Annotated in this window: 22 protein-coding genes; 9 read left to right on the plus strand and 13 right to left on the minus strand. The window is 58.7% G+C overall.

The window, feature by feature from the left end:
• Window positions 1-61: 61 nt before the first annotated feature.
• Window positions 62-1,495, plus strand: a complete 1,434-nt coding sequence (locus tag ACVWZ0_RS09635; RefSeq protein ID WP_253454485.1) for a YchO/YchP family invasin — start codon at window positions 62-64, stop codon at window positions 1,493-1,495.
• A gap of 90 nt (window positions 1,496-1,585) precedes the next feature.
• Window positions 1,586-2,491 carry a bestrophin family protein gene (locus ACVWZ0_RS09640; RefSeq protein ID WP_253454484.1) on the plus strand — a complete coding sequence of 302 codons (906 nt, stop codon included), beginning with the start codon at window positions 1,586-1,588 and terminating at the stop codon, window positions 2,489-2,491.
• Between the two features lie 72 nt (window positions 2,492-2,563).
• On the opposite strand, the gene ACVWZ0_RS09645 is transcribed toward ACVWZ0_RS09640, so the two are convergent.
• A complete protein-coding gene (locus ACVWZ0_RS09645) occupies window positions 2,564-2,776 on the minus strand; it encodes a hypothetical protein (protein ID WP_253454483.1) in 213 nt (70 codons plus the stop codon).
• Window positions 2,777-2,921: 145 nt separating this feature from the next.
• On the opposite strand from ACVWZ0_RS09645, the gene astA reads away from it, so the two are divergent.
• The 5 genes from astA to spy all read left to right on the plus strand — a co-directional run bounded on the left by astA (window position 2,922) and on the right by spy (window position 8,618).
• Window positions 2,922-3,956 carry an arginine N-succinyltransferase gene (gene astA / locus ACVWZ0_RS09650; RefSeq protein ID WP_253454482.1) on the plus strand — a complete coding sequence of 345 codons (1,035 nt, stop codon included), beginning with the start codon at window positions 2,922-2,924 and terminating at the stop codon, window positions 3,954-3,956.
• Complete coding sequence (gene astD / locus ACVWZ0_RS09655; protein ID WP_253454481.1) at window positions 3,953-5,416, plus strand: succinylglutamate-semialdehyde dehydrogenase; 1,464 nt, start codon at window positions 3,953-3,955, stop codon at window positions 5,414-5,416. Before astA ends, astD begins: the two co-directional genes overlap by 4 nt.
• Entirely contained in the window at window positions 5,413-6,738 is a 1,326-nt protein-coding gene (gene astB / locus ACVWZ0_RS09660; RefSeq protein ID WP_253454480.1) for an N-succinylarginine dihydrolase, read from the plus strand. The genes astD and astB overlap by 4 nt, the downstream gene beginning before the upstream one ends.
• Window positions 6,739-6,817: 79 nt before the next feature.
• Window positions 6,818-7,816, plus strand: coding sequence for a succinylglutamate desuccinylase (astE, locus tag ACVWZ0_RS09665; protein WP_253454479.1), 999 nt, complete (start codon window positions 6,818-6,820; stop codon window positions 7,814-7,816).
• A gap of 307 nt (window positions 7,817-8,123) precedes the next feature.
• Window positions 8,124-8,618, plus strand: a complete 495-nt coding sequence (gene spy, locus ACVWZ0_RS09670) for an ATP-independent periplasmic protein-refolding chaperone Spy (RefSeq protein WP_253454478.1) — start codon at window positions 8,124-8,126, stop codon at window positions 8,616-8,618.
• A 119-nt stretch (window positions 8,619-8,737) separates the two neighbouring features.
• Here the strand turns inward: spy and cho are convergent, their stop codons facing one another.
• From cho to ACVWZ0_RS09690, 4 genes are all read right to left on the minus strand, one after another.
• Window positions 8,738-9,601, minus strand: a complete 864-nt coding sequence (gene cho, locus ACVWZ0_RS09675) for an excinuclease Cho (protein WP_253454477.1) — start codon at window positions 9,599-9,601, stop codon at window positions 8,738-8,740.
• A 159-nt stretch (window positions 9,602-9,760) separates the two neighbouring features.
• A complete protein-coding gene (nadE, locus tag ACVWZ0_RS09680; protein WP_253454476.1) occupies window positions 9,761-10,588 on the minus strand; it encodes an ammonia-dependent NAD(+) synthetase in 828 nt (275 codons plus the stop codon).
• A 114-nt stretch (window positions 10,589-10,702) separates the two neighbouring features.
• Complete coding sequence (locus tag ACVWZ0_RS09685) at window positions 10,703-11,896, minus strand: multidrug effflux MFS transporter (RefSeq protein WP_253454475.1); 1,194 nt, start codon at window positions 11,894-11,896, stop codon at window positions 10,703-10,705.
• On the minus strand, window positions 11,893-12,474 hold the full coding sequence (locus ACVWZ0_RS09690) for a TetR/AcrR family transcriptional regulator (RefSeq protein ID WP_253454474.1): 582 nt from the start codon (window positions 12,472-12,474) through the stop codon (window positions 11,893-11,895). The genes ACVWZ0_RS09685 and ACVWZ0_RS09690 overlap by 4 nt, the downstream gene beginning before the upstream one ends.
• 188 nt (window positions 12,475-12,662) lie before the next feature.
• On the opposite strand from ACVWZ0_RS09690, the gene osmE reads away from it, so the two are divergent.
• Complete coding sequence (gene osmE, locus ACVWZ0_RS09695) at window positions 12,663-12,998, plus strand: osmotically-inducible lipoprotein OsmE (protein ID WP_125289739.1); 336 nt, start codon at window positions 12,663-12,665, stop codon at window positions 12,996-12,998.
• A gap of 56 nt (window positions 12,999-13,054) precedes the next feature.
• On the opposite strand, the gene ACVWZ0_RS09700 is transcribed toward osmE, so the two are convergent.
• From ACVWZ0_RS09700 to hxpB, 6 genes are all read right to left on the minus strand, one after another.
• Entirely contained in the window at window positions 13,055-13,480 is a 426-nt protein-coding gene (locus ACVWZ0_RS09700) for a DUF6515 family protein (protein ID WP_253454473.1), read from the minus strand.
• A 93-nt stretch (window positions 13,481-13,573) separates the two neighbouring features.
• Window positions 13,574-14,917, minus strand: coding sequence for an MFS transporter (locus tag ACVWZ0_RS09705; RefSeq protein ID WP_253454472.1), 1,344 nt, complete (start codon window positions 14,915-14,917; stop codon window positions 13,574-13,576).
• Between the two features lie 175 nt (window positions 14,918-15,092).
• Entirely contained in the window at window positions 15,093-17,357 is a 2,265-nt protein-coding gene (gene katE / locus ACVWZ0_RS09710; protein ID WP_253454471.1) for a catalase HPII, read from the minus strand.
• 147 nt (window positions 17,358-17,504) lie between these two features.
• Window positions 17,505-18,902, minus strand: coding sequence for an L-cystine transporter (locus ACVWZ0_RS09715; protein WP_253454470.1), 1,398 nt, complete (start codon window positions 18,900-18,902; stop codon window positions 17,505-17,507).
• A gap of 158 nt (window positions 18,903-19,060) precedes the next feature.
• The gene (locus ACVWZ0_RS09720; RefSeq protein ID WP_253454469.1) at window positions 19,061-19,651 is read right to left on the minus strand and encodes a metal-dependent hydrolase; all 591 of its coding nucleotides are present in this window, start codon (window positions 19,649-19,651) and stop codon (window positions 19,061-19,063) included.
• Window positions 19,652-20,027: 376 nt separating this feature from the next.
• Complete coding sequence (gene hxpB / locus ACVWZ0_RS09725; protein ID WP_253454468.1) at window positions 20,028-20,699, minus strand: hexitol phosphatase HxpB; 672 nt, start codon at window positions 20,697-20,699, stop codon at window positions 20,028-20,030.
• 164 nt (window positions 20,700-20,863) lie between these two features.
• Here hxpB and ACVWZ0_RS09730 point away from each other — a divergent pair, with 164 nt between their 5' ends.
• Window positions 20,864-21,403 (plus strand): YniB family protein, encoded by a 540-nt coding sequence (locus ACVWZ0_RS09730; protein WP_253454467.1) that lies wholly within the window; start codon window positions 20,864-20,866, stop codon window positions 21,401-21,403.
• Between the two features lie 5 nt (window positions 21,404-21,408).
• Here ACVWZ0_RS09730 and ACVWZ0_RS09735 read toward each other — a convergent pair whose 3' ends face one another.
• Both ACVWZ0_RS09735 and ghoS read right to left on the minus strand, forming a co-directional pair.
• A complete protein-coding gene (locus ACVWZ0_RS09735; protein ID WP_253454466.1) occupies window positions 21,409-22,302 on the minus strand; it encodes a fructosamine kinase family protein in 894 nt (297 codons plus the stop codon).
• Window positions 22,303-22,412: 110 nt separating this feature from the next.
• On the minus strand, window positions 22,413-22,706 hold the full coding sequence (gene ghoS / locus ACVWZ0_RS09740; RefSeq protein WP_253454465.1) for a type V toxin-antitoxin system endoribonuclease antitoxin GhoS: 294 nt from the start codon (window positions 22,704-22,706) through the stop codon (window positions 22,413-22,415).
• Window positions 22,707-22,878: the final 172 nt, after the last annotated feature.

The following is a 22,878-nucleotide window of genomic DNA, read 5'->3' on the forward strand; positions in this document are numbered from 1 at the left end:
TTTTGTGATCTACATCCAGGTTTCTTATTCAGAAAAAGGCTTAACGACCGCTGATAACGTGATGAAAAAAATAACTGCCTTTCCCATTCCCGCCAGAGCGCTGGTTTCAGCCGGGCTGCTGGCCCTGTCGCCGCTTGCTCAGGCGCTGATGACGGAGACCCGCGTCGCCGACGCGCCTTTTGCCGATCCTGCCCGCTTCGCCCGTGAGCTGCCCGATCTCGGTAGCAGCAGCAGCGGTTCGGATCAGGCGCTGGAAAAGCGTATCGCGCAGGCGATGAAAAGCATCGGCGAAGCCAGTATGAACAGCGATGAAGATAAATCGCTGAGCAGCGAGGCGGGCGCCTGGGCCTTTAATCATTTCCGCGACGAGGCGGCAAAGCGCGTTGAAAACGAAGGGCAACAGCTTCTTTCTCCCTACGGTCAGGCCAACTTATCGCTGCTGGTGGACAGCAACGGCAATTTCGACGGCTCGTCCGCGCAGCTGCTTACGCCGTGGCAGGATAACTATCAGTATCTGACGTTCAGCCAGCTGGGCGTTGAGCAGACGGATGACGGGCTGGTCGGCAACGCGGGGCTTGGCCAGCGCTGGCTGACCGGTAGCTGGCGACTGGGCTATAACGCCTTTGTCGACGAGCTGTTTACCGAAAACCAGCGGCGCGGATCGCTGGGCGCAGAGGCCTGGAGCCACTATCTGCGCTTTTCCGCCAACTACTATCAGCCGCTTTCCGGCTGGCGGCAGCGTTCGACAACGCAGGAGATGCGGATGGCGCGCGGCTACGACATCACCACGCAGGGCTATTTGCCTTTCTATCAGCAGCTCGGCGTCTCGCTCAGCTACGAACGCTATCTGGGCGACAATGTCGATCTGTTCAACAGCGGCACGCAGAGCAGCAACCCTGCCGCAATTAAAGTGGGCGTTAGCTATACGCCGGTGCCGCTGTTTACGCTGACCGCATCGCATAAGACGGCGGACAGCGGCGAAACGCAGGATCAGCTCGGGCTAAAAATGAACTATCAGATCGGTGTGGCGCTGAGCAAGCAGCTGTCGGCGGATAACGTGGCCGCCGCGCGTTCGCTCAGCGGCAGCCGCTACGACGCGGTAACGCGCAGTAATCTGCCGGTGATGGAGTTCCGCCAGCGGAAAACGCTGTCGGTGTTTCTGGCGACGCCGCCGTGGCAGGTGCAGCCGGGCGAAACGCTGCCCCTGAAGCTACAGATTCGCCAGGCGAATCCGCTGAAGGCGATTAGCTGGCAGGGCGACACCCAGGCGCTGAGCCTGACGCCGCCTGCCAATAACGTTAGCCCGGACGGCTGGAGCATCATTGTTCCGGCCTGGGACAGCTCGCCGGAAGCGACCAACGAATACCATCTGTCGGTGACCGTCGAGGACAGCAGGCAGCAGCGGGTGACCTCGAACTGGATCACCCTGAAGCTGACGCCGCCGGTAACCTTACAGTCTTCCGGCGCGGACTCGTTCAATTTGATGGCGCCCTGACCAGCACCTGATGTGACAGTTATCACAGAAATAGCTGGGCAGAGCGGCCGGAATTTGCCACTCTTTCTAAAAAAATTACGGCTGCTTATTATGATCGTCCGTCCTCATCGCCACTGGTTTGTTCGCCTTTTTTCCTGGCACGGCTCCGTGCTGCCCGGCATCCTGTTCCGGCTTGGCCTGAACCTGCTGATGTCGATTATCGCCATTTTCTGCCTGGACTGGTACGAAACCCTGGGCGTAAAGCTGACGCTGGCGCCTTTCAGCCTGCTCGGCGTCTCCATCGCTATCTTCCTGGGTTTTCGCAACAGCGTCTGCTACGCGCGCTTTTCCGAGGCGCGGCAGCTCTGGGGCAGCCTGCTGATTACCTGCCGCGATATTCAGCGCCAGGTGCTGGCGATCTCGCCGGCCGATGCGCCGCGTATCGCCGCTTTGCTGATGGCCTTTTGCTATAGCCTCAAGCACCAGCTCAGGCGCACCGATGCGCGGGAGGATCTCAACCGTTTTCTGGGCGACGAAGCCGAAGACATCCTGCGGCGACGCGCGCGTACCAATGCGATTGAACTGAAAATATCCCAGTGGCTGGCCGACCAGCGCCGCAGCGGAGCGATCTCGGATATCGTTTACGCGCAGCTGGATAACAGCATTCATCAGCTTTCGCTGGTGCTGGGCGGCTGCGAGCGGCTGGCCAGCGTGCCGGTGCCGTTCGCCTATGGCCTGCTGCTGCACCGCACCGTTTACCTGTTCTGTACGCTGCTGCCTTTCGCGCTGGTGCCGGATCTGCACTATATGACGCCGCTGGTGTCGGTTTTTATCGCCTATAGCTTTCTTTCGCTGGATACGCTGGCGGAGGAGCTGGAAATGCCTTTCGGCTACGCCAACAACCATCTGCCGATGGATGCGATGTGCACCAATATAGAAATCAATCTGCTGGAGATGAACAACCAGCGCGAACTCCCCGAAGCGCCGGTTCCCGATCGGTACTATCGCCTGACATAGGCACCTGACCCACGCTGTTTTCTGATGCGTGCTGCATGTTTGCTACAGGCACCAGGCCCACGCTATTTTCTGTTACCTGACGCAGGCATTCAGCCGCGCTGTTTTCTGGTGCGTACTGCACGCCCAAGGTGCGCGCTTTGTGCCGGGCGATTGATAATTGACGTTCGCGATCACAAAAACATTATTTACTGGTTCAGTTGCATAACCGTGCTGTTTTACCGTCTCGCCAGCCCGCACCGTCTGAGCATTATTCACTTTATATGCAATTAAAGTGAATAGCGGCATATCCTATCTCTTTGATTTTTCTTTTTATCACTTTTTTTATTCATTTTTGTACTGGCTGGCATAAAGTCTGCAACATACAGTGTGGTACACCAAATTAACATTATTGAAACCTTTAATTTACCTGCCGCGCGCGAGGAGCGTTATTATGATGGTCATCCGTCCCGTAGAGCACGACGACCTGGCGCAGTTAATGACGCTGGCCGGTAAAACCGGCGGCGGGCTGACGTCGCTGCCTGCCGACAGCGCCACGCTGAGCGCAAGGATTGAGCGCTCAATACAAACCTGGCGCGGCCAGCTGCCGCAGGCCGATCAGGGCTATGTCTTTGTGCTGGAAGAGCTGGCGACGCGCCGCGTAATCGGGATTTGCGCCATCGAGGTGGCGGTTGGTATGCAGGATCCCTGGTATAACTTTCGCGTCGGCACCCAGGTGCACGCCTCGCGCGAACTGAACGTCTACAAAGTGCTGCCTACGCTGTCGCTCAGTAACGATCACACCGGCAGCAGCGAACTCTGCACGCTGTTTCTCGATCCCGATTACCGCAGCGGTAAAAACGGCTATCTGCTCTCGAAATCCCGCTTTCTGTTTATGGCCGCCTTCCGCCACCGCTTTATGCAAAAAGTTGTGGCGGAGATGCGCGGCGTCAGCGATGAAAACGGGCATTCGCCTTTCTGGGAGAGCGTAGGCAGCCGCTTTTTTTCCATCTCTTTTACCACCGCCGACTACCTGAGCGGCACCGGCAAAAAAACCTTTATTGCCGAGCTGATGCCCAAGCATCCGCTTTATATCGACTATCTCTCTGCCGAAGCGCAGGCCACCATCGGGCAGACCCATCCGCAAACCGCACCGGCTCGCGCGGTGCTGGAGGCGGAAGGGTTTCGCTATCAAAACTATGTGGATATTTTTGACGGCGGCCCAACGCTGGAATGCGATATCGATCGCGTGCGGGCGATCCGCAAAAGTCGGCAGCTGCGCGCGGCGATCGGGCCGGCAGGGAGCGACAGGCTGCCGCTTTGCCTGGTGGGCAACGAGCGCTACGAAGATTTTCGCGTCGTGTTGCTCAACGCCGACCCGCATGCGGACACGCTGGCGCTGACGCCGGAACAGGCGGCTGTTTTACGTTGCGGGCAGGGCGACAGCCTGCGCGTGGTCACTCTGGGCTGCGAGGAGAAAAAAGCATGACCCATTTTATTAACGGAGCGTGGTTGACCGGCGACGGCGAAGCGCTCAGCAAGCAGGATCCGATCGACGCGCGGCCGCTGTGGCAGGGCCGGGCCGCCAGTCCGGCACAAATAACGACGGCGGTCGAGGCGGCCCGCGCCGCCTTTCCCGGCTGGGCGAAACGTCCCTTTGCGGAACGCGTCGCGCTGGCGGAACGCTTTGCCACGCTGCTTTTGCAACATCAGGCAGAGCTGGCCGCCACTATCGCCCGGGAAACCGGCAAGCCGCGCTGGGAAGCCGCCACAGAAGTGCAGGCGATGATCAATAAAATCGCCATCTCCGTCAGCGCTTATCACGCCCGCAGCGGGGGAGCGCAGCAGGGCGACAGCGAGCTGCGGCACCGGCCGCACGGCGTGCTGGCGGTTTTAGGCCCGTATAACTTCCCCGGCCATCTGCCGAACGGGCATATCGTGCCCGCGCTGCTGGCCGGAAATACGCTGGTGTTTAAACCCAGCGAGCTGACGCCGATGACCGCCGAGCAGACGGTCAGGCTTTGGCAGCAGGCGGGGCTGCCGGACGGCGTGCTGAATCTGCTGCAGGGCGGCGGCGACTGTGGCAGGACGCTGACGCAGTCCTCGCTGGACGGCGTGCTTTTTACCGGCAGCGCGGCGACCGGCTATCAGCTGCACAGGCAGTTCGCCGGCCAGCCGGAAAAAATGCTGGCGCTGGAGATGGGCGGCAACAACGCGCTGATCGTCGAGGATCCGCAGTCGATCGACGCCGCTGTTCATCTTACTATTCAGTCGGCCTTTATCACGGCGGGACAGCGCTGCACCTGCGCGCGTCGGCTGTTGGTGAAGCGTGGCGCGCAGGGCGATGCGTTTCTTGCCCGCCTGGCGGCGGTTGCGGCAAAAATCGAGCCGGGACGCTGGGACGCCGATCCGCAGCCTTTTATGGGCAGCGTGATTTCGCCGCAGGCGGCAGAGCACATATACGGGGAATGGCAATCGCGTGTGGCGGCGGGCGGCGAAGTGCTACTGCCGATGCGCTGGCCGTCGAAAACGAGCGCTATCCTGACGCCGGGCATCATCGACGTGACGGCGTTGACGCTGCCGGACGAAGAAGTGTTCGGGCCGCTGCTGGCGGTGATCCGCTATGACGACTTCAGCCAGGCGATCCGCATTGCCAACGCCACCCGCTACGGTCTTTCCTGCGGGCTGATTTCGCCCCATCGCGAGCTGTTTGATCGGCTGCTGATCGAGGCGCGAGCCGGGATCGTCAACTGGAACAAACCGCTGACCGGCGCGGCCAGCACCGCACCTTTCGGCGGCATCGGCGCGTCCGGCAACCATCGTCCCGGTGCGTTTTACGCGGCGGACTACTGTGCGTGGCCGCTGGCTTCGCTGGCCTCGGCCGATCTTTCGCTGCCCGCCGCGCTGTCGCCCGGCCTGGATTTCAGCCCCACAGGAGAAGCATCATGAGCGCCCGCGAAGTCAATTTTGACGGCCTGCCCGGTTTAACCCATCACTATGCCGGGCTGTCGTTTGGCAACGAAGCCTCCTCCCGGCATCAGCATCAGCTCTCTGACCCCAAACTGGCGGCAAAGCAGGGCCTGTTGAAAATGAAGGCGCTGGCCGACAGGGGCTTTGCGCAGGGCGTGATCCCACCGCACGAAAGGCCGAACATGGCGGCACTGCGCCAGCTGGGCTTCAGCGGCACCGAGCCGCAGGTGCTGGCGAAAGCGGCCGCGCAGGCCCCGATGCTGCTGTCGGCGGTCAGTTCCGCTTCGGCAATGTGGGTCGCTAACGCCGCTACCGTCTCGCCTTCCGCCGACAGCGCCGACAGCCGCGTGCATTTGACCGTGGCGAACCTGAACAACAAATTTCACCGCTCGCTGGAAGCGCCCACCACGGGCGCGATACTGCGCGCGATGTTCCGCGACGTGCGCCACTTCTGCGTCCATGACGCCTTGCCGCAGGTTGCGATGTTTGGCGATGAAGGCGCGGCCAACCATAATCGTTTCAGCGCGGGCTACGGCGAGCCGGGCGTACAGCTGTTCGTTTATGGACGCGAAGAGGGCGGCGGCGGCCTAATCCCGGCACGCTATCCGGCGCGGCAAACGCTGGAGGCAAGCCAGGCGGTGGCGCGGCTGCATCAGCTTGATCCGAACCGGACGCTGTTTGCGCAGCAGAATCCGGCGGTGATTGACCAGGGCGTATTCCACAACGATGTGATCGCCGTCAGCAATCAGCAGGTGCTGTTCTGTCACGAGCTGGCTTTTCTGGAGCAGCAGGCGCTGTTCGATCGGCTGCGTGAAAGGCTGCCGGGCTTTACGCCGGTGGTGGTGCCGGATGCGCGGGTCAGCGTCAGCGACGCCGTCGCCACCTATCTGTTTAACAGCCAGCTGTTAAGCAAGCCGGACGGCAAAATGCTGCTGGCGCTGCCGGAAGAGGCGCGTCGGCACGACGGCGTCTGGCGCTGGCTGAACGAACTCACGGAAGGCGGCGCGATCGATGAGCTGCACGTCTTCGACCTGCGGGAAAGCATGGGCAACGGCGGTGGGCCAGCCTGCCTGCGGCTGCGCGTGGTGATGAACGAGGCGGAGCTGGCGGCGGTCAATCCGGCGGTGATGCTGACCGATACGCTGTTTACCTTGCTCAATGCGTGGGTGGATCGCCACTACCGCGACAGGCTTTGCCAGGCGGATCTGGCTGACCCGCAGCTGCTCACGGAAAACCGCGAAGCGCTGGATGAGCTGACTAAGATGCTAGACTTAGGAAGTATCTACTCTTTCCAACGCTAATCAGGGAGGAACAGGGCGCGTCGGGCTGACCCCGGGCGCGCGCTGGCAGTCGCAGGGAGAACTATAATAAGGAGAACCTATGCAGGACTTTCTTCAGCAGACGTTAAGCACAGAGCCGCCTGCACAAGTTTCCGGCCGCAACGACCAGCTAAGCTGGCAGTGGCTGGACCACGGCATTCTTGAACTTAATCCGCATCAGCCCTGTACGCAGGCGCTGGTGATCTCCGCCGGGATCCACGGCAACGAAACCGCGCCCATTGAAATCCTGAACCAGCTGGTCGGCGAGCTGCTGGCGGGCAAGCGGCCGCTCAAGGCGCGCGTGCTGGTTATTCTGGGCAACCCGGAAGCGATCGCCAGCGGCAAACGCTATCGCCATTGCGATCTCAACCGGCTGTTCGGCGGCCGCTGGCAGCAGTACGATGACCATCCCGAAGCGCGGCGCGCCTGGCGACTGGAACAGGCGCTGGAGACGTTCTGGCAGGTGAGCTGCACCGAAGAGAGCCGCTGGCATCTGGATTTGCATACCGCCATTCGCGGCTCCTGGCACAGCCGCTTCGGCGTCATGCCGCTGCGTGAAACGCCCTGGCCGGACGCCTTCCTGCACTGGCTGAGCGCGGCCGGACTTGAGGCGCTGGTGTTCCATCGCTCGCCGGGCGGCACCTTTACGCACTACAGTTCGCAGCACTTTAACGCGGCCAGCTGCACGCTGGAGTTAGGTAAAGCGCTGCCTTTTGGCCGCAACGATTCAACGCTTTTTAGCGCCGCGCGCGACGCGCTGGCCGCTTTGCTCTCCGGTGAACCTTTACCGCCCGTGGGCGAGCCGCCGCAGCGCTATCGGGTTTCGCAGCAGATCACCCGTTTTACCGAGGCTTTCGTGCTGCATATGGGCGCGGAAACGCTGAACTTTACCGCTTTCCCGCAGGGCACGCTGCTGGCGGAGGATGGTGACAAACGCTGCTACGTGCAGCAGGCGCGGGAATATGTTCTTTTTCCCAATCCCGACGTGGCGAAAGGGCAGCGCGCCGGATTGATGCTGGTGGAAGATAACGCCCATAATGAAACCAGCGGCAGCAGCTGATAACGCAACGACGCCGACCGGGACGCTTCATGCCAGCCCGTCGGTGGTCGTCCCGCCTTACTTTTTCCTTTCTCGTTCCTGTCGGCTGTATTACACTCCTCCACAATTTCTGCATTAAACGCGCTAAATACATATCCTTTTGCAATTCCTCACCATAATCTTCGCATTCTCTCCATGATTGCCGCTTTTTTATCTTTTATGCTTTCAAGGCTTTACCCACGTTCTGACTACTTGACGTTCAGCGCAATAAACTGAATCCCGACATTACGACAACGCTGTCGTCACAGAAATGCAAAAGGAAAATCGTATGCGTAAATTAACTTCTCTGGTTGTAGCTATGACACTGGCAATGGGCGCGGCGAATATTGTTCACGCCGCAGCAGATAACATCACGCCGGCACCGGCTGGCGCAGATAAACCAATGATGCACAAGCCGCCTCGCCACGGTGGGCCGCACGAGATGTTCAAAGGCCTGAATCTGACGGACGCGCAGAAAGAGCAGATGCGCAGCATCATGAAAGAGGCGCATAAAGAGATGCCGCGTCCTTCCCTGGAAGAGCGCCGCACGCTGCACAGCATCATCGCGGCTGACAGCTTCGACAAGGCCAAAGCGGAAGCGCAGGCGGAGAAAATGTCGGCTAACGGCAAAGCCCGTGCGCTTTCCATGCTGGAAACGCAGAACAAAATGTATAACGTGCTGACGCCGGAGCAGAAAAAACAGTTCAATGCGAACTTTGAAAAACGTCTGACCGAGAAGCCGCACCACGGCGAGCCTGCGCCAGCCGCACCGGCCGCTGAATAAGCCTTAGCCGCCGGGTGCGATCGCCCGGCAGGCCACGCCTGAGACCGCCGACGCTGTTTCCTGAACCAGGGAGCAGCGTCGGCGGTTTCGTTTATCTGGCTGTCGGCGCTGACGTGGCGTCAGCCAAGCGGAACGATCGGGAACTTGCCGCTGACGATGGGCTTGCAGAGGATTTTATAGCCGTCGCTGTCGAAACCCTGTGGCGTGGAGGTCAGCTTGCCCGCCTCGCTGATATCATCCACCGAGCCAAGGTAAAACCAGTTATTGATCACGTGGATCTGCGTTTTCAGCGGGCCTTCCTCCACCACGCCGACAGCGCCCTCCCAGGGCCAGCACTGCACGCGCACGCGTTCCAGCGCGGCCAGCAGCCTCTCGTGATGGGCTTCCGGCGTCTCTTTACCGCAGCAGGCGCCCGCACAGCGGCCCAGGCTGGCGCGAAAACAGGCGCGGCCTTTGCTGACGTTCTCCAGCCCCAGCAGGCCCAGGCAAAGCCGCTGTTCGTCGGCGATTTTCTGTAGCGTTTCCAGCGCCGATCGGCGGCTGGAGTAAAGGCCAAACAGATCGGAAGTATGGGAAAAATCGACTTCTTTGGCGTAAACCACGCTGGGCTTCAGATCGCTTATCAGCAGCGAGCAAAGCTGGCGGTTTTTGCGCAGGCGCTTATTGAACAAAGGCTGCTGCACCTTGATCATCTGCGCTTCCAGTAACAGCGCGCCCAGTTCGCCAGCCGTGGTGATATAGCTGACGTAACGCGCCTGGCGCAGCATTTTCGCCTCGTCCGGCGTACGAAAATGGGACATTACCCGGCTGCGCAAATTGACGCTTTTACCGATATAGAGCGGCAGGGATTCGCTGTCGCCATGAAAGGTATACACGCCGGGCAGGGAAGGCAGACCTTCCAGCGAAGGCCGCAGGTGTTCGGGATACTGATAAATTGCCGCCGGTTCAAAAGACAGGCGATGGCTGGCTTGACGTCTGACCACATTGCACTCCGCTTACTGTTTGCTTATACAGTGTATCAGGCGTTTGCTGGATAAAAAAGAGTCGGATCGCGCTGGTAATCAACACGCCGCTGACGGCAAGCGACGAAAAGAGGGAAAATAACGTAAAAAAGCGGGCGACCGGAAAGCCGCCCGGCGGGTTTATTTTTTCCAGAAGTCATCAAATATGGTAATCGGCGGACGGCGTTTGTGCTCGGTTTTCAGATACCAGCCCTCAATAATTTTCGCCGCGTCGTCGGCAATTTTCTTGCCTTCCAGATACTGGTCGATCATCTCATAGGTCACGCCCAGCGCCACTTCATCCTGCAAACCGGGACGATCGTCCTCCAGATCGGCGGTCGGCTGTTTAAGGTAGAGGTGCTCCGGGCAGCCCAGCGCTTTCAGCAGCTGTTTGCCCTGGCCTTTGTTCAGGCGGAACAGCGGGTTGATATCCGTGCCGCCGTCGCCGTATTTGGTAAAGAAGCCCGTCACCGCTTCCGCGGCGTGATCCGTTCCCACCACTACGCCGGAGGTCATACCGGCGATGCTGTACTGCGCCTTCATCCTTTCACGCGCTTTTTCATTGCCGCGCACGAAATCAGAGAGGTTGATACCCGTATCGCGCAGCGCTTTTTCGCTGGCCAGCACCGCTTCTTTGATGTTAACCGTCAACACGCGATCGGCCTGAATAAACTGCAGCGCGTCCTGGCAGTCCTGTTCGTCTGTCTGATTGCCATAGGGCAGACGCACGGCGATAAACTGATAGTCCTGATTGCCGGTCTCTTCACGCAGCTCGCTGATGGCGAGCTGACTGAGCTTGCCGGCCAGCGTGGAGTCCTGACCGCCGCTGATACCCAGTACCAGCGACTTAATAAACGGGTAAGCCTTCAGGTACGCTTTCAGAAAGTCGACGCTGGTGCGAATTTCCTGCTGTGCATCAATAGTGGGTTTAACCCCCAGCGCTTCGATAATTTCCTGTTGCAGAGCCATTTACCTCTCCTCAGATTTAGTGTCAGGGCAGTTGCCGAAAACCTTTGTCTTAAAATTAACGTGCCAGGCGCGAAACAACAAGGTTGAACCCGCTATTTACGCGCCTTTTATTGATTAATCAGGCTTTTTCGGTTTTTGCGCCACTAAAACGAACATGGCGATGGCCAGCATATAGCAGCCGAAGATGGTGGCGGTCATGGTCAACACCGAGGTGCCGCCGATACCCGTCACCGGCACGGCGATGCCGCCCAAGGTAAACATTACCACGCCCAGCACGGCGGAAGCGCTGCCTGCGCGATGGCCCTGACTCTGCATCGCCAGCGAGGCGGCAGCCACGCCGACCGCGCCGTTGCTCGCCACGCTGAAGAACAGGGCGACCAGCACGAAAGGCAGCGCCGCGCCGCTCAGACCGGCCAGCAGCAGGCTGGCGGAGGAGACCAAGGCCAGCACCAGCGCGCCTTTCACCACGCGATACTCACCCCACAGCGGGCTGAGGCGCGCGCTGGTTTGCGAAGCGATAATCAGGCCGATACCGTTGGCGGCGAAGCAGAAGCTGAACGCCTGCGGCGAGAGGCCATAAATCTGCTGTAAAACAAAAGGCGAAGCGCCGATATAGGCAAACATCCCGGCCATCATAAAGCCCTGGGTCAGACAAAAACCCATAAAGGGACGGTGGATAACCACCTGACCCAGCACGGCCCACGCGGAAAACAGGCTGCCCTGGCTGCGGCGTTCCGGCGTTAAGGTTTCGCGCAGTTTTACGCGCGCCAGAATAAACAGCAGCAGCGCGATAACGGCAATCACCATAAACAGGCCGCGCCAGCTCAGCAGCGTCATCAGCGCGCCGCCCAGCACCGGCGCGGCGACGGGCGCCAGGCCGTTGACCAGCATCAGCAAAGCAAAGAAACGCGTCAGGTCGTGGCCGCTGTACATATCTCTGGCGATAGCGCGGGAAAGCACCGCGCCGCCTGCGCCGGAAAGCCCTTCAAACAGGCGCGCCAGCAGCAGCTGGTGGATAGTCTGTGCCATCGCGCAGCCGACGGAGGCGATCAGCAGCAGCGCCAGCGACAGCAGCAGCGGCTTGATGCGGCCATATTTATCGCTCATCGGGCCGAATATCAGCTGGCCGGCGCCGAGGCCAATCAGGCCGGCGGTCAGACTAAGCTGGGCGGTGGCGGTAGGCGCGGCCAGGTCGCGGGCAAGCGCGGGCAGGGCAGGTAAATACAGGTCGATACAAAGCGGCCCGAGCGCTGCCAGCAGGCCGAGCGTAATGGCATAGCCAAACCGGTTGGGGTGTGCAGATGTCATGGATCCTCTGTGGTGAAAAGTAGTGCGTTGATGTGTTGGTAAAGCTGGTAAAGGCGCTCCGCCGACGCTTTCTGCGGCGTCAGGCGTCGCCAGGCCGTGCCTTCCGTCAGGACGGCCATGACCTCTACGCAGGCGCGCACCTGTTCATCGCTCATAGCGGGATGGTCGCGCTTTACGTTAAGGCAGGCCTGGGTAAACATGCGGTGGTCGGCCTCCGCCATCATGCGGGCCACGACCGGATTGCGGGTCGCTTCCGCTGCAACTTCCTTCATCAGCGCCTCGTCGTCTTCGTTAAGCGCGTGACGCCAGGCAAGCAGGCGAGGCAGATCGGCGGTAGCGGTCTCTTTGATATGTTGCAGGCGGGCATCGATAATGCGCCTGACCATCTCCTCGATAATCGCGTCTTTGCTGGCAAAATAGCGATAGATCTGACCTACGCTAAGCCGCGCCTCGGCGGCCAGCTGCGCCATGCTGGCCCCGTGAAAGCCGGACTGGCGGAAGCAGCGACGACCGGCAGCGATAATTTCGTCCTGACGCTGCCGATGGCGGGCGTCGCGGGTTGGATTGGGTTGGCTCATACTCCCTCGCGCTGGGCAATGACAAAAGGCGCAGGCGCCATTTGAGAATGAACGTTCATTCTCGGGGGCGGCATTATAAGCGTCTTTATCCGGCCGGGGTAAGCGTTTTTTTCTGCCATAAAGTTGATAACTCTGCATTTATGTTCCAGGCTTAAAGCGACATGGACAATAAATGAGGAATAAAAAACATGAACAAGGTAACAGGACTTATCGGTGCGGCAGTGGCGCTTGCTGTATTATCCGGCTGTTCAGCTTATGACCGCGCGGAAAGCTATGTCACTAAGCCTGTGGTACAGGACGTGAAAAAAGGCATGACCCGCCAGCAGGTTCGCGATATCGCCGGTCCGCCTTCAACTGAAATCACCATGGTTCACGCTCGCGGCACCTGCCAGACCTATGTGCTGGGCCAGCGTGACGGCAAGCAGCAGACCTACTTTGTCAGCTACAGCGACACAGGCCGCGTAATGAACTACGGCTTCCAGAGCTGCAAAGAGTACGATACCGATCCGCAGGTTAATCAGTAATCGCCTGACGGAGTAAAGAAAAAACCGGCCTTAGCCGGTTTTTTTATGCCTGTTGCCTACAGGCCTGGCGGTCGCGGCACTTCCAGATAGCGTCCGTCGATATCGCGGCGATAGTAGTGGCCTTCCTGCACGTAGAAGCGTTCGCCGTTGTAATCAAGCGCGCGCATATCGCTGCTGAAGCGCTCTACCGGCGGCTGCACCACTACATAGGTGTTATCGTGCTGGCGCTGGTAGTAGTTGCCGTTGAGCGCATAGTAGGTCAGACCGCCGATAATCACCGCCGCTGCCGCTCCCGGTAAAAAAGAGAGCCTGCCCGGCCCACGGCCGCGATCCCAACCGTGGCCGCGATCCCAGCCGTGACCGCGATCCCAACCCGGACCGCGATCCCAGCCTGGCCCCGGTCCCCAGCCGCCAGGATGCGCTGCCACCAGCGTTGGCGACAACAGCGTTAAGGCGAACAGAGCGCTTATCACCTTTTTCATACAGTTTCTCCTGGTCCTCACTGCCGCTAACATTACTCCGGGCCAGTGAAAACGCAAGCGGCGGCTGCGGCTATTGCGGGTTGCTTACACTGCTTAACGTATTCTTAACTCCGCCTCCATGTTGGCTGCCAGATCGGGACTGACAGGGGGCGTTGCCGTCAGCTTTTTCTCCGGTTGCAGCAGCGTCATCGCCAGCATGCTGCCGAAGGCAATGGCCGCCGTCGCGCTGAACATGGCGTTGTAGCCGAAATGCTCCGCCAGCCAGCCGCTCAGCATTGGCGACAGGATCGATGCCAGGTTGGCGATGGCCAGCGTCATCCCGCTATAGGTGCCGACCGTGGATTTCGGCGTGACGTCAATCACCACCGACCAGTAAACGTTATTTACCAGCGCGTTCAGGGCGTTGCCCAGCGTCATCAGCAGGATAATCCCGGCGGCGGAAGCCATCCACGGGATCGCCATAAAGCAGAGTCCGGTGCAAAGCAGCCCGACGGCAGCAAAGAGATTGCGCGCCAGCCGCAGATTACCGGAGCGCTTCAGCAGCGTGTCGGCAATCTTGCCGCCGAGTAGCACGGTAATGCAGGCGCCGCTCCACGGGATCATCGCCACATACCAGAGCGAGTGCAGATCGTAGTGAAAGCTGTCCTGCAAATATTTCGGGCCCCAGGTGACCAGGGTAAAGGTGACATACAGGAAAGAAAAATAGCCCAGCGCGTTGCAGACCAGCGTGCGGCTGGTGAAAAAGCGCCACCACGGCAGGCGCGGCCCGGCGGTGCTTTGCTGCTGGCCCTGCATAATCAACTCGCGCTCCGCCTGGCTGGCGCGCGGCTGCTGCATCGGGCTGTCGGTGAAAATTCGCGCGAAAATCACCATAGCGATCAGCGAGAAAACGCCGAGCAGGATAAACATCAGCCGCCAGTCGTTGGTCAACAGCAGCAGGCCCACGGCGATCGGTGCCGTCAGCAGCGCGCCTACCTGGGTGCTGAGTAAGCCGATGCCCAGCGCCATGCCGCGCTCGTTATCGGGCGCCCAGTGCGCGATAGCTTTGTTCATCAGCGCATAGGCCGGGCCTTCGGCAAAGCCGAACAGGATGCGCATTACGGCAAAGCCCATAATGGCCGAGCCGCCAAACAGCGCCACGCCCAGCTCTCCCGCCCAGGCGGTAGCGATCTCCAACAGCGACCAGAGCACGCCCGCCAGCAGCCAGACTTTTTTTGTGCCCAGCCGATCGGCCAGAAACCCGCCGCAGAGCGAGCCGAACAGATAGCCAAAGCCGAAATAGCTCAGCACCACGCCCAGCTCCGTTTTGCTGAAATGAAATTCCGCAGAAATGGCGTTTGCCGCGAAGGAGAGGGCGCCGCGATCGATATAGTTGATCAGCGCGATAAAAAACAGCATGGCGAAAATGCGGTAGCGATAGCGGGTGTCGACTCTCATGGATCTTCTCCTGAACAACGAGTGGTATCAGGAAGAAGCAAGTTCAGTGCCACAGTGTAGAGATCGGATAAGGCGCGGGCGAAAGGCGCTTTATGCGCGCTAATCGGCAGGAGATGCCAAATAAAAAGGCGCAGCCGCTACCGGCTGCACCTTCAGTGAACAAACGAACGGCGGATTAAGCCGGAACGCTTAGCGCCTTCTGGCTGCGCGACCAGACGCGGTGCGCGGCCATCGCGGCCAGGAACTCGCTCATCAGCACGCCTTCGGCTTTATCATCTTCGATGACGCCTTCCTCACGCTCGCTGTCGCCCAGACCGAACTGCGATTTGAAGCGGCGGGCGTCGCCGCTCAGGCCAATCACCTTCAGATGCTTATAGGCTTCCAGCAGGAAGTAACGGGCGTCGCCGCTGAGCAGCAGCGCGTCGATATTGCCATCCGGCACGATCACCGCATCAAAGGTCAACGACGGCAGGCCGCTAAAGGTAGCGTCGATAGGCAGATTAGAACCGTCGTCGGCACGAACCTGGCCCATATGACGCGCCAGCAGCTTGGCGTGCACGCCCTGCGCCTTCAGCTCCTGCAAGATTGCCAGCACGTCTGCCGCTACCACACCGTCGCTGATCAGCAGCGCCACCTGGCGGCCTTTGATCGAGCCACTTGGCACGGCATAAAGGCTCAGGCTGGCATCTTTTTTCAGGCCGTTAACGTCTTTCGGCGGCGCGGTATGCATCTTCTCATCGGACAGCGCGATGCCCAGATTCTCCGCCACGCCGTTAGCCAGCGACACGTCGATACGCACCAGATGATCCACGACGCGCTCGCGGATATAGGCGCGAGCCACCTTGCTCAGCTCAAAAGAGAAGGCGTCAATAATGTGCTGCTGCTCAACAGGCGTCTGGCTGTTCCAGAACAGGCGCGGCTGCGAGTAGTATTCGCCGAAGGAAGGGCTGCGCTCGCGCACCTTGTGGCCTTCAATACGCTCCTGATAGCTTTCAAATCCACCGCGATGCGGAGCCGGCGGCGTTTCGCGCGGCCAGTTATCGTTGATGGAATTTGGCTCGTAATTGGCCGGGTTGGTATCGATATCCGTACGGTGCATCCCCTGACGCTGGAAATTATGGTAAGGGCAGGTCGGACGGTTAATCGGAATTTCATGGAAGTTAGGCCCGCCAAGACGGCTGATCTGCGTATCGGTATAGGAGAACAGACGGCCCTGTAACAGCGGATCGTTGGTGAAATCCAGGCCGGGAACGATGTGGCCGGGATGGAAAGCAACCTGCTCGGTTTCGGCAAAGAAGTTGTCCGGATTGCGGTTCAGCACCATCTTACCGACCAGCTGCACCGGCACCAGCTCTTCCGGGATCAGCTTGGTGGCATCCAGCAGGTCAAAATCGAATTTGAATTCATCTTCTTCCGGGATCAGCTGTACGCCCAGCTCATATTCCGGATAGTCGCCCGCCTCAATGGCTTCCCACAGATCGCGGCGATGGAAATCGGGATCGCGGCCGGTGAGTTTTTGTGATTCGTCCCACAGCAGCGAAGCTTTGCCCGCGACCGGTTTCCAGTGGAAGCGCACAAAGGTCGCTTTGCCCTCGGCGTTAATAAAGCGGAAGGTGTGAATGCCGAAGCCTTCCATCGTGCGGTAACTGCGCGGAATGCCACGATCGGACATTGCCCAAATCACGTTATGCAGCGTTTCCGGCTGTAGCGAGACGTAATCCCAGAAGGTGTCGTGCGCGCTCTGGCCCTGTGGAATTTCATTGTGTGGCTCGGGTTTTACCGCATGCACGAAGTCCGGGAATTTGTGCGCGTCCTGAATAAAGAACACCGGCGTATTGTTGCCGACTAAATCGAAAACGCCTTCATCGGTATAGAACTTGGTGGCCCAGCCGCGAATATCGCGTACGGTATCCGCCGAGCCTGCGCCGCCCTGAACGGTAGAGAAACGCACGAAAACCGGCGTCTGCTTTTCAGGATCGCGCAGGAAATCCGCCTTGGTGATATCGCTCATATCGCGATAGGGCTGGAAATAGCCGTGCGCCGCTGAACCACGGGCATGGACAATACGTTCAGGAATGCGCTCGTGGTCAAAATGGGTGATCTTTTCGCGCAGGATAAAATCTTCCAGCAGCGTTGGGCCACGAGTACCGGCGCGCAGCGAGTTCTGGTCGTCAGCGATGCGCGTACCCTGATTGGTTGTCAGCGGGAAATTCTCGCCGCCTTTACGGAAGGTTTCCAGCGCGTCCAGCTTGGCGTTACTGGTCTCGGGCGCTTTCAGGCTGCCGGGCGCAGTAGGCTGCTTGCCGGGCGGCGTTGGCTCAGAAAGCGGCTTATGCGAGCCATCGGCGGGTGCCAGCGAATCCATTCCCGGCTTTGCGGAATCAGGCCCGGTTAACGGGGCATTATGGGTGATTTCCTTGTTATCGGTTTCTTTCGACATGCTCACTTGCTCCTGTGATGTGTGTTTCTAACCATTAACTATAGAACAGTGCGCGAGGTACGCCCGGAAACCGAAGGGTTATGTTTAGCAGACAATAAAAAGGGCCGCTGAGCGGCCCCTGAACAGGTTGCATAAACAACGTTTTGCTTAACGATGCGCCAGTTCGGCTTCGCTGTCCGCTTCCGCGTCCAGCAGAGATTTATCGGTTTGTTTCAGCCACTGGCTGGTCAGCATTCCTGCCGTCATCGAACCGTTAACGTTAAGCGCGGTGCGGCCCATATCGATCAGCGGTTCGATCGAAATCAGCAGCGCCACCAGCGTGACCGGCAGGCCCAGCGTTGGCAGAACGATCAGCGCGGCAAAGGTCGCGCCGCCGCCCACGCCCGCTACGCCGGCAGAGCTTAGCGTAACGATGCCAACCAGCGTGGCGATCCAGACCGGATCGAACGGGTTAATGCCTACCGTTGGCGCAACCATCACCGCCAGCATGGTGGGGTACAGCCCGGCACAGCCGTTCTGGCCGATAGTGGCGCCGAAAGAGGCTGAGAAGCTGGCGATCGATTCCGGAATGCCAAGGCGGCGGGTTTGCGCTTCCACGCTCAGCGGAATGGTCGCCGCGCTGGAGCGGCTGGTAAAAGCAAAAGTGATAACCGGCCAGACCTTGCGGAAGAAACGCCTGGGATTGACGCCGTTAACGGAAAGCAGCAGCGCGTGCACCGCAAACATAATCGCCAGGCCCAGATAAGATGCAATGACAAAACTGCCCAGCTTAACGATATCCGCCAGGTTAGAGCTGGCGACCACTTTGGTCATCAGCGCCATTACGCCGTAAGGCGTCAGCTTCATAATCAGACGCACCAGCTTCATCACCCATGCCTGAAGCACGTCGATGGCGGCCAGCACACGCTCGCCTTTCGGTTTGTCGTCACGCAGTAAATGCAGGGCGGCGACGCCCAGGAAAGCGGCAAAAATCACCACGCTGATAATAGAGGTCGGATTGGCCCCGGTCAGATCGGCGAAAGGATTTTTCGGCACGAAAGAGAGCAGCAGCTGCGGCGCGGAAAGGTCGGCCACTTTACCGATATAGTTAGACTGTAGCGCAGACAGGCGCGCGGTTTCCTGCACGCCCTGCACCAGGCCGCTGGCGTTGAGCCCAAAAAGCCAGGTAACAAAAACGCCCACCAGCGCGGAAATCGCCGTAGTGAACAGCAGCACGCCGATAGTCAGCACGCTGATTTTGCCCAGCGACGACGCGTTATGCAGACGGGCGACGGCGCTGAGAATCGAAGCGAACACCAGCGGCATGACGATCATCTGCAACAGCTGTACGTAGCCGTTGCCGACAACGTTGAACCAGCTAATGGATTCTTTCAACACCGGGTTATCGGCACCGTAAATAGTGTGCAGGATCAGCCCAAACAGCACGCCTACAACCAGGCCCAGCAGCACTTTTTTCGCCAGGCTCCAGCTGGCGTTGCCGCTTTTAGCCAGTAGCCCCAGCAGCAGAATAAACGCCGCCAGGTTTGCAATTAATGGAAAATTCATCCCCAGATCTCCTTTTTTGACGAGGCATCAGCGGCCTCGTCAGTGAGCTATTTTTATTGCGCATCGGATACGCGTTGGGGGCGATGGTAGCAGCTCGCGGAGAGACGCCCATATAATCAAAAGGAATAGTTTATAATTTATTGAACGATATCGGTGACTTATTGCGCTACCTGGTGATTTATAAAACGCGTAACGCTGTTTTGCACCTGATCGATCATCTGCAGGGGCCAGCTTGCCGCACCAAAAGAGGGCGACCCGGTCGGGAACCATAGCGCCAGCGCAACCAGCGTCAGGCAGAGCATTCGCTCCATCTGGTTGCCGTTGCGGCTGTGCAGCAGCGGCAGGCGAAAACGCCAGCGGCAGGGCCACAGCAGCGGCACGCCGGCAGGCGTAAGCATATCGGCGACAATATGGCTGAGGTAGCCCAGCACCATGCCCTGAAAGACATCGGCAGGCAGCACCCATTCCTGCGGCAGTTTTAGCTGAAGCAGCGCCACGCCACCGATTACGGCCAGCAGGCTGTGGGTAAAGCCCCGATGCCCAAAGGCGCGTGCAATGGGCTGCGACAGCCAGCGAAAACGCTGACCAAGGGTAGAGCGCGGGTGATCGATATCCGGCAGCAGGCAGGTAAGCAGCGTGGCGGGAATAACGTGCCACCAGTCGCCATCACCAAGAACGGGCGTCAGGTCGGCGCGCTTGGCAAAAATCGCGCTGGCGATAGCAAAAATAACGTGGCCTTCGGCCGTCATGGAAAACGCTCGGTAACTGAACTGTCAATGCATCCAGTATAGGGGATATATACAGTAGAATAAATATGTGACGCTGTAACGAAAGGTTAATATTTCCTTTACGTCTGCGCGTTGAGCATGGATAAGAAAACGTAGCGGTTCCAGTTAGTATAAGCGGTTAAGCGCCGTAATGGCATCAATACTCTTGATTAAGGGGCTGGACGCGCAAAGGTCTTCCACCGATTACAGATTTCATTGCCGGGTAGAAAATAGCGAAAGGCTGTATCTGCCTGTTAACATTCAGCTGACGGGAAGCAGCAGGGTCAGCATTTCATTCTGCTTAAAGAAGCCGTACCGCCCGGCCAGTTTACGGCAGGGCGGAAAGCGGACACTGATGTTACTTGCCAAGCAGATGCCTGCTGCCCAGCTCGGTGAGCGAGGCCAGTTTGACGTCGGCCAGCGCCCAGCGCGCATCGTCGGCATAAACGGCCGCAGGCACCACGATTGAGCGCATCCTTGCGGCTTTGGTCGCAATCATACCGTTAACGGAGTCTTCCAGCGTAACGCAGTTAAGCGGATCGATGCCGAGACGGGTGGCCGCGTCCAGATAGACCTGCGGATGCGGTTTGCTGTACGGCAGCGATTCTGCCGAGGCCAGCACTTCAAAATAGTGACGCAGGCCGAACATCGCCAGCACCTTTTCCTGCATAAAAAGCGGCGAGGCGGAAGCCAGCCCAATTTTCAGCCCTTCCGCCTGGCACAGTTTCAGCGCCAGCTCCACGCCGGGCAGCAGCGGCCGCGTCTCCTCGATTAACGTCAGCGCGCGGGTAAGTATACGCTGCGTGACTTCCTCCTGCGATGGCCCGATCCAGGGCAGCGTTTCATACCACATGCGCACAACCTGATCGATGCGCAGGCCTACCGTATCCGGCATCTCGCTTCTGCGGGAAAGATCGACATCCAGCGTAGCGAAAACGTCCAGCTCCGCGCGTTCCCATAGTGGCTCGGAATCAATTAGTAATCCATCCATATCAAAAATTGCGGCTAGCACTGGACGTGAATAAGACATAATGCGGCTCCGTTAGCAGTTTTCTGACACCTTAACATGAAGTTAACAGCCAGAGCATTGCGCGCGTTAATTTGCCTTTCCGCTTACGGGCACACTTTTTTCAGGCACATTTTGCCTGGCGAGGGTAAACTTACAGCCCTCACAGCATAAGGACAGGAGAAAGCATGACTTATCAACAGGCTGGAAGAGTCGCGATACTAAAGCGGATCGCCGGCTGGATTATCTTTATTCCGGCGCTGATTTCCACGCTGGTTTCACTGATGCGTTTTTTGGAAGTGAGTCGTGAAAAGCGCGAAGGGATCAATGCGGTAATGCAGGATTTTTCTCACGTGATGATCGATATGATCCGCTTCAATACCGGCTTTTTAAACGCCTTTTGGCATAATTCACCGGTGCCGGATTTTAACCAGGGCGGCAACTGGCTGTTCTGGCTAATCTATATACTGATTTTCGTCGGGCTGGCGCTACAGGCCTCCGGCGCCAGAATGTGGCGACAGTCCCGGCATCTGCGTGAAGGCATTGAGGATCAGATGATCCTGGAAAAAGCGAAAGGTGAAGAAGGGCGCAGCCGCCAGCAGCTGGAAGAAAAAATCGTGGTGCCGCGCCACACCATTTTTCTGCAGTTTTTTCCGCTGTACGTGTTGCCCATCCTGATAGCCGTTGCGGGCTATTTTGTGCTTAAGCTGGCAGGCTTTATCAGCTGACGGCCCTACGCCGGACGGGCAAATTGTTTGCCCGCCTCCGCCTGGTCCAGCAGGGCGCCGACCGCCCGCTGGGCTTCCTTCAGCCATTCGCCGCCAAAGACGTTTGCCCGATTAAGCAGATAGTAGAGCTGATAAACCGGCTGGCGCTGCTGGTAATCGCGAGGCAGCGGCCATACCGACTCATAGCCTTCCATAATCTCCTGCGGCAGCGCCGGAAACCACGGAAGCATCGCCAGATCGCACTCTCTGTCGCCCCAGTAACAGGCCGGATCGAACACGCAGGGCCCTTCAGCCGCCGTCGCGCAGTTTGCCGGCCAGAGATCGCCGTGCAGCAGCGAAGGCTGAGGGTGATGCGAGTCGAGCAGCTCCCTGGCGCAGCGCACAATCAGATCGATATCGCCATACTGTACGCCTTTTTCCGCCGCGAGCTGAAGCTGCCAGCCGATACGCTGCTCGGCAAAAAAGACCGACCAGCGCTTGAGCCAGCTGTTAGGCTGCGGCGACGTTTTGATATTGTTATCGAAATCCAGGCCGAACTGCGGCTGATCGCTCCACTGGTGAAGGCGCGCCAGCTGTTGGCCAAGCTGATGGGCGCTTTGCGCATGGAGCGGCGAAAGGGGAAGATACTCCAGCAGTAAAAAGCTGACGTCCCGATCGTAACCTACGCCGTAGACATCCGGCACGCGGATGGTGCCGGTGCGCTTCAAAAGCTGCAGCTGATCGGCTTCCCAGGTAAAAAGATCGAGCATTTCACGGCCGTTACATTTAACAAAAACGTCGCGATCGCCGTAGCGGAGGCGCCACGCCGGATGCACATCGCCTCCTGGCAACGCTGTACGCTGGCTGATTTCAGCATCACCTGACTGCTCACTCAACAGACGACCAATGGCTGACCACATAGCGGTTTCCTCTTTTTCGCTGTGACTTGCTGCGGGACATGCTGATACTAACGCTTAAATAATAGACAAAACCAGTGTTTACGCAGTGAACAACACATTTTTACAAAACGTCAGTTTTCGCTTTTCTGCTGAAATGCTTGCCAGCGCTCCACCTCCACCTCCGGCTTTTCGCCCAGCACGATTTCACCCAGGTTGATTGCCTGTTCGCGTATCTGCTCTGCGCTCAGCGCGCTGACGATGCCGAAACTGTTTGTGCCCAGCTCGTGCGGGTGGCCTTCCTTGTCGTGCAGCGAGGTGGTAAATCCGCCGTTGGTCAGGGTGCTGTTCAGCTCAAGGACATCGCTAAGCCCTTCATCTTTAAAACGGAAAGTGACGACATATTGCTCAATATCAGACGAAACCATGATGAACTCCTTTGTTTACCTTCTTCTTTTTTTAGCATAGTTCATCATCGCCTTTTATCAGCCAGCTATCGGGCTTAACGCCTGTGGAAGCCGTTATAGCAAGGGGGCAAAGCTTCAGGTGGTCGAAAAATCCCGACAGAATTTTATATTCAGAAGTAAATCAGTGAAGTTA

It is taken from the genome of Erwinia sp. TECH1, from assembly GCF_054057575.1.